Origin of the sequence: Treponema sp. (genome assembly GCF_051883275.1) — a bacterium.
In the GTDB taxonomy this organism is placed as follows: Bacteria; Spirochaetota; Spirochaetia; order Treponematales; family Treponemataceae; genus Treponema_D.
Genome location: NZ_JBJETK010000067.1, coordinates 1 through 12,247, shown reverse-complemented (window position 1 = coordinate 12,247; position 12,247 = coordinate 1). Strand labels below are relative to the sequence as shown.

General features: G+C 43.4%; 12 protein-coding genes. 5 read left to right on the top strand and 7 right to left on the bottom strand.

Annotated elements, in window-relative coordinates; all coding sequences use genetic code 11:
• Positions 1-212: 212 nt before the first annotated feature.
• On the bottom strand, positions 213-3,299 hold the full coding sequence (locus ACI4L0_RS10210; RefSeq protein WP_439800067.1) for a glycoside hydrolase family 2 TIM barrel-domain containing protein: 3,087 nt from the start codon (positions 3,297-3,299) through the stop codon (positions 213-215).
• 212 nt (positions 3,300-3,511) lie between these two features.
• On the opposite strand from ACI4L0_RS10210, the gene ACI4L0_RS10205 reads away from it, so the two are divergent.
• From ACI4L0_RS10205 to ACI4L0_RS10195, 3 genes are all read left to right on the top strand, one after another.
• The gene (locus ACI4L0_RS10205; protein WP_439800066.1) at positions 3,512-4,792 is read left to right on the top strand and encodes an ABC transporter substrate-binding protein; all 1,281 of its coding nucleotides are present in this window, start codon (positions 3,512-3,514) and stop codon (positions 4,790-4,792) included.
• A 71-nt stretch (positions 4,793-4,863) separates the two neighbouring features.
• Entirely contained in the window at positions 4,864-5,748 is an 885-nt protein-coding gene (locus ACI4L0_RS10200) for a carbohydrate ABC transporter permease (RefSeq protein WP_439800065.1), read from the top strand.
• On the top strand, positions 5,745-6,560 hold the full coding sequence (locus ACI4L0_RS10195; protein ID WP_439800064.1) for a carbohydrate ABC transporter permease: 816 nt from the start codon (positions 5,745-5,747) through the stop codon (positions 6,558-6,560). Before ACI4L0_RS10200 ends, ACI4L0_RS10195 begins: the two co-directional genes overlap by 4 nt.
• A gap of 65 nt (positions 6,561-6,625) precedes the next feature.
• On the opposite strand, the gene ACI4L0_RS10190 is transcribed toward ACI4L0_RS10195, so the two are convergent.
• The 6 genes from ACI4L0_RS10190 to ACI4L0_RS10165 all read right to left on the bottom strand — a co-directional run bounded on the left by ACI4L0_RS10190 (position 6,626) and on the right by ACI4L0_RS10165 (position 11,769).
• Positions 6,626-7,612, bottom strand: coding sequence for a hypothetical protein (locus ACI4L0_RS10190; protein WP_439800063.1), 987 nt, complete (start codon positions 7,610-7,612; stop codon positions 6,626-6,628).
• 58 nt (positions 7,613-7,670) lie between these two features.
• Positions 7,671-8,237 (bottom strand): flavodoxin, encoded by a 567-nt coding sequence (locus ACI4L0_RS10185; protein ID WP_439800062.1) that lies wholly within the window; start codon positions 8,235-8,237, stop codon positions 7,671-7,673.
• A 249-nt stretch (positions 8,238-8,486) separates the two neighbouring features.
• Entirely contained in the window at positions 8,487-8,747 is a 261-nt protein-coding gene (locus tag ACI4L0_RS10180; RefSeq protein WP_439800061.1) for a TIGR03905 family TSCPD domain-containing protein, read from the bottom strand.
• A 10-nt stretch (positions 8,748-8,757) separates the two neighbouring features.
• The gene (locus ACI4L0_RS10175) at positions 8,758-9,561 is read right to left on the bottom strand and encodes an ABC transporter ATP-binding protein (RefSeq protein WP_439800060.1); all 804 of its coding nucleotides are present in this window, start codon (positions 9,559-9,561) and stop codon (positions 8,758-8,760) included.
• Positions 9,554-10,516 (bottom strand): ABC transporter permease, encoded by a 963-nt coding sequence (locus ACI4L0_RS10170; RefSeq protein WP_439800059.1) that lies wholly within the window; start codon positions 10,514-10,516, stop codon positions 9,554-9,556. The genes ACI4L0_RS10175 and ACI4L0_RS10170 overlap by 8 nt, the downstream gene beginning before the upstream one ends.
• Positions 10,517-10,803: 287 nt before the next feature.
• Positions 10,804-11,769, bottom strand: a complete 966-nt coding sequence (locus tag ACI4L0_RS10165; RefSeq protein WP_439800058.1) for an ABC transporter substrate-binding protein — start codon at positions 11,767-11,769, stop codon at positions 10,804-10,806.
• A 145-nt stretch (positions 11,770-11,914) separates the two neighbouring features.
• On the opposite strand from ACI4L0_RS10165, the gene ACI4L0_RS10160 reads away from it, so the two are divergent.
• Positions 11,915-12,034, top strand: coding sequence for a T6SS immunity protein Tdi1 domain-containing protein (locus ACI4L0_RS10160; protein WP_439800057.1), 120 nt, complete (start codon positions 11,915-11,917; stop codon positions 12,032-12,034).
• 20 nt (positions 12,035-12,054) lie between these two features.
• On the top strand, positions 12,055-12,247 hold a 193-nt coding region (locus ACI4L0_RS10155; RefSeq protein ID WP_439800056.1), incomplete at its 3' end, for a hypothetical protein.

Sequence of the window (12,247 nt, the reverse complement as noted above, 5' to 3'; positions counted from 1 at the left end):
AAACTGATGTCAAGGATACCTTGAAGCCGAAACTTTTTAAGGCATCCTTAACAATATAATCATAAAGCTTGCGTAAAACAAATTTTGTTTTTTACCAAAATGCAGGACAATGGATTTTTATTTCTGCACAGAAATGAGCAGACAGACAAAAAATGTTTTGGCATTTTGACTGCCTCCCTGCTGAAAATTTGTGATTCAAACGGACTTGGTATTCACCAGATTCTTAAGTTCAGTTTGTAGGCTCCAGGTCTCAGCCGGTACTGCTCAAGAGTGTCTGGACCGCAGGCTCCTGTTCCTACTCCACGGTGGGCGGCATCTATTATTAGAATCCACTTGCCCTCATTGCCTTTAGACAGGTCAACAAGTTCGCTGGTATGGCGGCACTTGTACAAGTCGTGCGCTGTGTATGGCAAAAGACTAAAACTGAATTCACTGTCTGACTGTATATGAAGTGTCTTTCCTTCCCCTGAAAGTTCCAGATACTTTACACCGCACCTAAGTCCGTTTTCCTGAGGAACAATGTAAGGCACTCCAAGATCCTTTATAGCCATTTCGTGCAAGCCTTTGAGCGCTGTGTATTTTCTGTCGCTGTAACATTCATGAGGTCCGCAGCCGTACCATTTTATTTTTGAAAATATGCTGCTCACTGAAGATTCAAGTCCGACACGAGGATATTCAGGTACTGTGTTGTTCAGTTTGAACCCTGCGCATATTTCCATGAACGAAGATTTTTCATGCCATGCTTTTTTTACATCGCAAGAGCAAGTTCCAAAGTCAAACATCTTTCCGTTTTTTTCTGAAACAATATGGAACACTCCATGCTGATCTTTTTTACAATGGGAATATTCAAGCGCGCAGTCCATCCAAAGTTTTGTAGGCTTTCCGATGAAGCAGCCGGGAATGTCTTTGTCATCAACTTTATCGTAAAGAGCTTTTATTCCTTCATTTTCAGTATAGGCATGAAACACAGTAGGTACAAGAGTCAATGCAAGCTGCTCTGCTTCTGGAGAAACTGAATCCGCGCTGTCTATAAAGCAGGTCTGTCCGGCGGAAATCAGTTCTTCGTCCGCACTGCAAAGCTCTCCTTTTTCAGCCCAGGGTGTCTGCCGTGAATAAATAAAGTCAGCATGGAACATTATTTCAGCATGGCTATCTGCATTCTGGACACACTCGGTTACTTGTGGAATTTCAATGCGAATTGAATTTTCAGGCAGCACCTTGTCCAGTGGAAATTCTCCTGATGCTTTTACTGTTCCATCTACTAGGCATGACCACTTTAAACTTAAAAAATCCAGCGGAACAAAACAAGCTCTGCTTTTAACTTCAAAGATTCCCTGCGCGGCATGAATAGCGGCAAGGCGCACCGGGGCAAAAAGGCGGCGACATTCTTCCATTGCAGGTTTGGGAGTCTGATCTGGAAAGTTCAGTCCGTTCAGGCAGAAATCATAGTCGCAGGGGGAATCTCCAAAGTCGCCTCCGTACTTCCAGTATTTTCCGCCGTCTTCATCTCCTAGCTTGTCCTCTGGAATATGTGCGGCGATTCCCTGATCAATCCAGTCCCAAATAAAGCCTCCCTGAAGTCCATGTGTTGATTCGATTGCTTTCCAATAGTCCGCAAGGCTTCCGTTTGCATTGCCCATTGCGTGTGAATATTCGCACATTATTAAAGGGCGCCAGTCGTCACACTTTGTGGCGTACTCTACAATCAGATCGATGCTGGGGTACATCGGAGCTATCAGGTCGGTAAGCTCTTTTCCATAAGAGAGGGACTCAAGGGTAAAATCACCCTGATGAATTTTTGGGCGCACAAAGCCCTCGTAGTGCACGATGCGTGTGCTGTCATATCCGCGAAGCCAGGCCGCTGTTGCATGGTGATTTTGTCCGTTGCCGCTTTCGTTTCCCAAAGACCATCCGAAAATGCAGACGTGGTTCTTGTCTCGGATTGCCATTCGCTGTACTCTTTGAATGTATGAATTGAGCCATTCCTCGCTGCGGCTCATGACATCATAGTAGGCATGGTTTTCAATATTAGCTTCGTCAAGAATATATATTCCATAGCGGTCGCAAAGCTCATACCAACGCTCGTCGTCCGGATAATGGCAGGTGCGCACGGAATTGAAGTTGTACTTTTTAAGTGTCTTTATGTCCCTTACCATCTCAGCAGTGGAAAGTGTCTTTGCGTTAAACTCGCTGTGTTCATGTCGGTTTACTCCATGAATGTAGACTTTCTTTGAATTGAACAACAGTTCGCGGTTCTTTATTTCCACAGACTTAAATCCAACTATAAACGAGGAGCTTTCAATATGCCTTTTGTCCTTTTCAAGAAGGCTTACGGTTACAAGATAGAGTGATGGTGTTTCGCTGGACCAAAGAGCTGGATTTTCAATTTCAATGTCTTTCTTTGCAAGTGAAAGTGTATTGCGCAAGTCAAGGCTGCAAGGAATTAACCCGGATGCAATTTCATTTCCGGGAATTCCTTTTGACGGAGTTCCTTCAAGCCGGCAGACTTTGTATTCCACATCAAAGAGCATCTGGTCTGCTTGGGTTTGCGCCTTGCATTTTAAATCCGATGCCGCAAGGGAAATTTCAAGCGGAATTATGCCCTTGGGAATTTCGCTTGAAAAATCAATGTACGTCAAAGCCTTCGCATCCTGAATAAAAACTTTTTCAGTTGAATAAAGATAGACACTTCTGTGGATTCCGCCGAACCACCACTGATCCTGGTCTTCAACATAGGAGGCATCCGACCATCTTACAACTTTTATGATTATTTCAGCAGCCGAGCCTTTTATAAAATCAGTGATGTCGAATTCACAGGGAAGCCTTGTGTCTTTTGAAACGCCAGCTTCTTCTCCGTTTATGTATACAATGGCAACACTTTCCGCAGAGCCGATATGCAGAACTATGCGGCGGCCGTTCCATTCTTCCGGCAGGCTCACATTAAGCCTGTAATAGCCAGTAGGATTTTTTTCCGGCACAAACGGAGGAACATAGTCAAACGGCATCTGAATGTTTGTATAATGCGGAGAAGAGAAACCTTGCATTGTCCATGAAAGCGGAACTTTTATTTTTTTCCACAGTGTCTTTTCGTCCGGCGAATATTCAGGGGACTCAAAAAAGCAGAAATCCCATTCTCCGTCCAGGCTCTTAAAAAATGCGCTCTGCGGAACTTCACAGGATTCAGGACCTGCGGCGGCATCAATCTGTGATTTTTGTGCTGACTCATAAGGAACAAGAGAGCTTCTCATCGGCAGCCTGTTTATGGACTGTATTTCTGGATTTTCCCAAACTCGTTTCATTGTCCACCTCAAGTTAAAAGTGTTTTTTTTGGTAACAGCATTGATTGTAAATCAGAATTCTATAAATGCAACTTGTCAGAACGGACTTTGCGCAACTGTTGCTCATCTTGATATTAAAAAATTTGACAGATAAAATTTTGTGTTACTATAATTTATAATTAATCGTTAACGTTAACACGGTGAATTTTATTTTATTTCTAGGAGGAATTTTTATGAAATTGCTTTTAAAAGTTATGACCGCGGCAGTGGTTTCAATGGGCTTGTTTTTCATGGGAGGATGCAGCAAGGCTGAGCAGGAAAAGCAGATTACAGTTTGGTGCTGGGATCCGCAGTTCAATATTTACGCAATGAACACAGCGGCGCAAATTTATCAGCGTGAGCATCCGGATGTAAAAATCAATGTTGTTGAAACACCTTGGGCTGACTTGCAGCAGAAGCTGATTACTTCACTTTCTGCAAATGATACAAAATCGCTTCCTGACATTATTCTTTGCCAGGACACAGCAATGCAGAAGAACATAACAAATTATCCGAACGCATTTTATCCTCTGGACGGAAAAGTTGACTTGAGCCAGTTCGCGCAGTTCAAGGTTGGCTACGGTGAATTTAAAGGCAAGCATTATTCAGTTCCTTTTGATAACGGAGCCACAGCTACATTTATCAGAACTGACATTCTTGAAAAAGCCGGACTCGAGCCTTCAGACTTCAACGATATAACATGGAGACAGTTTCTTGAGCTTGGAAAAGTTGTCAAGGCAAAAGCCGGTGTTCCTCTTCTTTCCTATGTTGGAACAGAGCCTGACTGTATTTTTCTTATGCTCCAGAGCGCAGGAAAATGGGTTTTTGATGAAAACGGAAATCCTTCTATGATTGGAAACGAAGCGCTTAAAGAGGCAGTTTCTGTTTACGCAGAAATGATAAAGGAAGGTGTCTGCATTACAGTTTCTGACTGGAACGCATACATCGCAAGTATCCAGAACAGCTCTGTCGCGGCAACAATCAACGGATGCTGGATTGCAGGCTCAATCACAAGCCAGCCGGCACAGAAAGGAAAATGGGCAGTTGTAAATACACCAAGGCTTGAAGGAATTCCAGGAGCAACAAATTATTCAAATCAGGGCGGCTCAAGCTGGATGGTTATGAAAAGCTCAAAGAATGCGGACATTGCCTGCGACTTCCTGAACAAGACTTTCGCAGGAAGCACAGAGCTTTACGAAACAATTCTTCCGACTTCCGGCGCAATCGCAACATGGCTTCCTGCTTCAAAGACTTCTGTTTATGACCAGCCAAACGATTTCTTTGCAGGACAGAAAATCTACAGGGACATTGTTGACTATGCTGGAAAAATTCCGCAGGTAAAATATGGAGTTTACAACTATGAAGCAAGAGATGCTATTGGCGTTGTTGTAAGCGACATCATCACAGGAAAGAAAACTGTTGATCAGGGAATAGAAGAGGCTGAAAAGCAGGTCAAGTTCCTTATGGGACTTTAATCGAAAAAAAGGCCGTAGGATAAAATGAAGTGCAAATATCCTGCGGCTTTATTTTTTTTCAGAGGTGCAATATGAAAACTAAATCGCTTGAGCGTAAATACAAAATTGCCGGCTGGTATTTTGTAATACCCGCTTCGCTTTTGATTTTTCTTTTTAGCTTTATTCCGATGGTCAGAGCCTTTATGCTTTCGCTTCAGTCTGGAGTTGGAAACAATTTAAGATTCTGCGGAATTAAAAACTATATCAGGCTTTTTCAGGATGAGAAATTTATCGCTTCTCTGAAAAATGTAATTATATACTTTGCTTTTCAAGTTCCAGTAATGCTTTTTATTGCCATTATTCTGGCTTGTATTCTCAATGACAAAAAACTAAAATACAAGGGACTTTTCCGGACTATTATTTTTCTTCCATGCGCAACTTCGCTTGTGGCTTCAGCCCTTATATTTAAATCGCTTTTTTCATTAGACGGACTTGTAAACGTTCTGCTTTTAAAACATCATTTTATTTCACAGCCAATCAACTGGCTCACTCATCCTGTGTGGGCAAAAGTCATTGTAATTTTTACCATCACTTGGAGATGGACAGGATACAATACTGTGTTTTTTCTTGCTGGACTTCAGGGAATTGAATACAGCATTTATGAGGCTGCGAGAATTGACGGAGCCTCTGCGGTTCAGACATTCTTTAAAATAACACTTCCGCAGTTAAAGCCTGTTGTTCTTCTTACGGCAATCATGTCAACGAATGGAACCTTGCAGCTTTTTGATGAAGTAAAAAATCTGACAGGCGGCGGACCTGGAAATGCTACAATTACAATCTCGCAGTATATTTACGATTTATCATTTAAATACAATCCTCAGTTTGGATATGCTGCTTCTGTTTCTTATGCGATTCTTATAATTGTCGCTCTGCTTTCATTTATTCAGATTACTATTGCCGACAGGAGGGAAAAATGAAAAAATCAAGACACATAACAGAAGTATTAAAATATATTTTTATAATAATAGTTTGCTTCTTTTCAATATTTCCATTTTACTGGATGCTTTGCGGCGCAACAAACACAAGCGCAGATGTAGTAACAGGAAGAGTTGTTCCGGGAACAAATCTTTTTGCCAACATAAAGACAATGCTTTCAACTGTAAAAATCGGACGCGCATTCTGGAATTCATTGCGTACGACTGTCTGCGGAACTGTTCTTAGCATTTTTGTCTGCTCGCTTGCAGGATATGGATTTCAAATTTTCAGAGACAAAGGAAAAGATATGCTCATGAATATTTTGCTGATTTCAATGATGATTCCTTTCGCCTCGATTATGGTTCCGTTGTTCAAGATGTTCAGTGTCATGCATCTTATGAATTCCACGCTCGGATTTATTTTGCCGACAGTTTCAACTGCATTCCTGATTTTCTTTTTCAGGCAAAATTCGGTGACATTTCCGCTTGAAACAATTCAGGCAGCAAGAGTTGACGGGCTTGGGGAATTTTCAATTTATCTGAAAATTTATCTTCCGATAATGGCTCCCACTTTTGCAGCCGCGGCGATTGTAACTTTCATGAACAACTGGAACAACTATATGTGGCCTTTGATTGTCATGCAGAGCCAGGAAATGCAGACCCTGCCGCTTTTGGTTTCAGGACTTACAGCAGGATATACAACTGACTATGGACTTTTAATGCTGAGCCTTTGCATTATGACGATTCCAACAGTTGTGCTTTTCTTTACACAGCAAAAGAGGTTTGTCTCTGGAATTCTTGGTGCTGTAAAATAAAGGATTTGGATAAAAAAAACGGCAGAAGTCTTGAGTGTCACACTCAAAATTTCTGCCGGAATTCGTTAGAATCTATGAGTCCAGCTTACAGCGATTCTGTTGAAAAACCATTCAGTTCCGCAGGAAGTAAGATACGGTTCAAGCTCGGAATCATCATGGTCTTCGCGGAAGCTCTGGCGAGAAGAAAAGCCCACTAGGAAATAAGCAAAATCTTTTTTCCCGAAATCAATTTCGAAGAAGCCGCTTATATTTGAGTAGACAAAGTCTCCGTCATACTTTCCAGGGCTGCTGTATTTTCCGTAGTCATCAGAATCAAGGTGCGCATGGCAGTTCGCCATCACTCCGGCCATTCTGAGAGCAAGCGGCATCTGGTAGCCTACAATGCACGAAAGCTCATACTGCCATCCGTTTGCAAGATTGTTTTCTGTCTGCCATGTCCACACTGTTCCATCTGAAATTCCAGAAAGCCCTTTGTAAATCAGCTGGAATTCTGCAAGAAGAACTATGTGTGTCCAGTCTCCCTTTATGATTTCGCCGGTGTCGAACATGAGCGTTCCTTTTCCCCAGAAGTCGTAATACACATGCTCTGTGAACGAAAGGCTTTTTAATTCCATGGAAGAATCGTCGAGCTTTTTCATTCCGTTCAAATCACCCTGGTTCCATGCTATTCCAACTGAAGAGCCTGTGCTCAGCGCTGCAAATGGAACTGGTGTAAAGCGGAGCGACATCATCGGCCGAAGCGAAACCGGAGTAAGCTCAAGTCCGCCGCAAAGCACAATGTTTGAATTTTTTACAAGCCAATGCTCTCCAAGCGGTGTGGGAATTTTGTATTCGGCAAAGCCTGTGATCCGACATTCAATTTTATCGTAAATTCCATCTACGCCGGAAAAATGTGTGCCGCCGCTTTTGTAGTCGGTCTCGGGGTAATATGCAAAATCGGTTACAGTGTAAAAACTCAGCGGAGAATTTTGAGATTCTTCCGCTTCTGCAAAAGCGCAGAATTTTCCCAGTGCGGATAATGCCATCACAAGTGCAAGAATTTTTATTCTCATTTTTTCCTCTTGTTCGGGAAGCTAAAAACATTCGCAGTTTTTTTGCTTTCCCTTTTTTTTAGTTTTGATTTGCGAAGTCCTTTAAATTCAGCGACTTTACGAATTTTTCAACAGTGGACTTTGATTTTTTTACTTTGCCGTTTTTTACTGCGAGTTTTCCTATTATCTGTGCTTCCGGCTCAAGCTGTGGAATTTCATCCCAGCCGCGGGCGACAGGGCTTCCGCCGTAAGTTACAAAAGGCACAATCTTCTTTCCTGAAAAATCGTATTCGTCAAAGAAAGTGTAGAGAATCATCGGCATTTTTCCGAACCAAAGGGGATATCCGATAAAAACTACATCATAGCTTTCAAGATTCTGAAGGCGTTTTTTTATCAGGGGGCGCATAGTTTCATCCTGCTCCGAGCGCGCTATGGGAAGCGTTTCCTCGTAGGTTGAAGGATATGCTTTCTGCGGCTCAATTTCAAAAATGTCAGCATCTGCGCAGTCGGCAATCCAGTTCCCGACAGTTTTTGTGCTTCCCCGGTGCGAAAAATAAACCACAAGAACAGACGGTGATTTTTTGCTTTCAGCCGCCACTCCAAAAGCAGAAAGAAGAACAGCAAGAACAAGTGCAAATTTTTTCATATAACCTCCAATGCAAATTCCATGCTGAAATAAAATTGTTTTGTCTTCCCTGTTCAAAGGCGAAAAACGCGCTTCAGGCTTCGGGAGCAAACAATTAATAACTCAGGCTATGGCGATTTGCTCTGAAAAAATATAATTAAACAATGTTTACTTATGAGATTATTTAACACTGTTTAATTATAAATGTCAATATGTGCAAAAAAAAGCCCTGCAAAAAAATGCAGGGAAAAATGAGAAAGAAGGGGAGCCTTACTTTTCCGCGGCGGAATCAATGGCTTTTTGAACGGCTGCGGCAAGCTGGTCAGCGCATGAGGTTGACTTTGCGCCGCAGGTGTTTCCGCGGCATTTTTCCAGGATAAACGAAGCGTTTGCGCCGTCAAGAATTTTTGAGATTGCCTTTAGATTTCCGTTGCAGCCGCCTGTGAATTCAATGTTGCGCACAATGCCATTGTCAAAGTCAAATTTTATATTGGACGCGCAGACTCCCTTTGGTTTAAATTCGTATGTCATATTTCCTCCGTTACTGGCTTAAAATCATTCTGTCTGAAATAGAATCTGTGTCGCCGCCGCTTGCAGTCTGAAATTTCAAGAGCAGGTCGGAAACCTGAAGGTTCTTTTTTTCTTCGCCGGAAACATCATACACGATATGTCCGTCAAGCATCATAATCAGGCGGTTCCCGTAGTGAATGGCGTGCTTCATGTTGTGTGTCACCATAAAAGTTGTAAGGTGGTCGCGCTCCACAAAATGCTGGGTAAGCTCAAGAACCTTGTGCGCTGTTTTTGGGTCAAGGGCAGCTGTGTGTTCGTCAAGCAGCAGAAGCCGCGGCTTGCAGAGTGTTGCCATCAAAAGTGTAAGAGCCTGCCTCTGTCCGCCTGAAAGCAGCCCGACCTTTGAGCTCATGCGCTCCTCAAGCCCCAGCTCCAGAAGCGAAAGCTGCTTTTTGAATTCCTCCTGCTCAGAAGCTGTAATGCCCCATCTCAGACCTCTTTTTTTTCCGCGGCGGAATGCGAGCGCAAGGTTTTCCTGAATTTCCATTGAAGCGGCAGAACCCATCATCGGGTCTTGGAACACACGGCCAAGGTACTTTGCGCGGACATGTTCCTTCAGATTTGTAATGTCCTTGCCGTCAAGTATTATAGAGCCGGAATCACATTCATGCACGCCGGCAATCAGATTCAGCAGTGTTGATTTTCCTGCTCCGTTTCCGCCGATAACTGTAACAAAGTCCCCGTCATTTAAAGTAAGGCTGATGTCCTTTAACGCCTTGCGCTCTGTTATTGTTCCCGGATTGAATGTCTTTGAAACATGCCTCACCTCAAGCATTGTTTTCCTCCGCAAAATTTTTTCTGTAGCGCACAGCCTTCTGCTTGATAACAGGAACTGCAAGAGCAACCGCAAGCACCACTGCAGAAAGCAGCTTCAAGTCCTGGCTCTTCATTCCAAGCTGAAGAACCAATGCGATGATAAGGCGGTAAATAACAGAGCCGAATATAACTGCGAGCAGGCTCCACCAGAAACCGAATCGCTTTCCGAAGATAACTTCGCCGATTATTATTGAAGCAAGCCCGATTACGATAGCGCCGATTCCCATGCTCACATCGCCGAACCTCTGCTGCTGCATAACCAGCGAGCCGCTCATTGCAACAAGCGCATTTGCAATCATGAGCGCAAGAATCTGCATTGAATCGGTGTTTATTCCCTGCGCGCGGCTCATTGCGGCGTTGTCACCGGTTGAGCGGATTGCGCTTCCGATTTCCGTGCCGAAAAACCAGTACAAAATGGCTATCACTGCTGCGGTAAAAATAATTCCTGTTATAAAGCTTGAAACAGAACTTGCGCTGAACGGAAAGGCTTCTGCGAGCTTGAAGGTTCTGCTTATCCAGTCCATTATTGTGCAGGGTGCTCTTCCCAGGGACTGGTTCGGGCCGCCCAGAATATGAAGGTTTATAGAATACAATGCCAGCTGCACAAGAATTCCAGCGAGAATTCCCGGTATCTTGAATTTTGTCGCAAGGAAACCTGTTATAAGACCTGCGATGCTTCCTGCCGCAGTAGCCGCAAGAACCGCCAGAAGAGGATTCATGCCGCGCATTACAAAAAGGGCGCAGATACAGCCTCCGAGGGCAAAGCTTCCGTCCACAGTCATATCAGCAAAATCAAGGATTTTAAATGTGATGTAAACGCCGAGCGCCATTATTCCCCAGAGCACACCCTGAGAAACAGCTCCCAGCATTGCGCCGGAAAAAGGCATTAAAAAATCTAAAAAAGTTTCAAACATAGGTAAAAATTATATCAGACTTTTTGCAGCCTGTCATTTTTTTTTCTGTGGAAAGAATGGATTTTTTGAATTTTATTTTTGGGCTGACAGCAAATAAGGCGGACGTGGAATAACAGGGGGTTGCTTTGGATGGGGCTGTGTGCGCAAACTGCGGTGGCTCACTTTGGAAGGTTCAGCCGCCGTATGTTCGGGAACAGCCCCAGTTCTGAAAATGCGATGTTCTAAGCTGTGCTGCTGGAACAGCTTAAAACTCGCATAGGCTAAAAAAAATCATTCAAGAAGAATTTTTAACGGGAGCCTTTTATCAGTTCAGCAGGAATAGAAATTCCTATAGCCTCGGCAACTTCCTTGTTGTACATAAAGTCGCAGGTGTCCAGATACTGGATCGGCATTTCGGCAGGCTTTTTTCCTTTCTTGAAAATTTCATCTGCCATTTTAGCAGTCTGCTTTCCAAGCTCGTAGTAGTTTATGCCGTAGGTTGCAAGACCGCCGGACTGGCACATTCCGCTTTCGCCGCAGATTACAGGAATTTTCGCCTCTGTTGCAACAAGTGAAACAGCCGCCATGGAGCTTGCAATCATGTTGTCAGTGGGAGCATAGATTGCATCAACTTTTCCGACAAGGCTCTGGACAACCTGCTGGACTTCGTTTGTGTTTGAAACAGTCGCATCCACAAATGCAAGGCCGGATTTTTTGCATGCCTCCTTTGCGATGTTAATCTGGAATTTTGAATTTTCCTCGCTTGAGCAGTACAGAAGTCCGACTTTTTTTGCGTCTGGAACAATTTTCTTCAGAAGGTCGATCTGCGCCGCAACCGGAGTAAGATCAGAAGTTCCGCTTATGTTTGTTCCGGGGTGCTCGTTTGATTCAACAAGACCGGCGGTTTTTGGATCGGTAACGGCAGTAACAAGAACAGGAATTGTGCTTGTCTTGCTTGCTACAGTCTGTGCGGCTTGAGTTGCAATCGCAAAAATCAAGTCGCAGCGTTTTGAAACAAGCTTGTCCGCGATTGTAAGACAGTTTGCCTGCTCGCCCTGTGCATTTTCGTAGTAAATTTTAATGTTGGCTTTGTCTTCGTAGCCTAATTCTTTCAGTCCGTCAACAAATCCCTTGTACGAAGCGTCAAGAGCCGGATGCTCAACAAGCTGAACCACGCCGATTTTCAGAACCTTGTTTTTTGCCGCAGAGCAGAACAGACCCGCCACAAGAATTGCCAGGCAGAGTACCGCCAGAACCTTTGAAATTTTTTTCATAACATTTTCCTCCAAATAATCCGCGTAATCCGTCCACGCGAACAGACAGCCAGATAAACAAAGCTTGCGCCGCAAACTTTAAGTTAAAAACAACTATAAACGAAGTTGTGAATTTACTCAACAATTTGAATCCCGCGCACGGAATTTGTTGCTTGAAATTGGTTCTCTAATGTATGACGAATGTTTCGTTTTTGTTCCACTTCTTTCTTTAGGCGGTTCAGAAAAAAACGAAAATCTTCTATTTAGATACATCAACGTTCTTTGATATAAACTTAAGGAGGGGGCTTGGGACAAAGCCAAAAGCTTTGGGAAAACAAAGCTTTCGGTTTTCGATGTGGAGCGAATAGTACAGGTATTGTTCCTCCTGGATGGGCATTTTCAAGAGGGTTATTATTAAACGACAAGGTGGATTATTATGTTGTCAAGAGAAATTGTCAAATGTTGTGGATGAAAAATCCTGAGATTTGCTTAGGCTGCA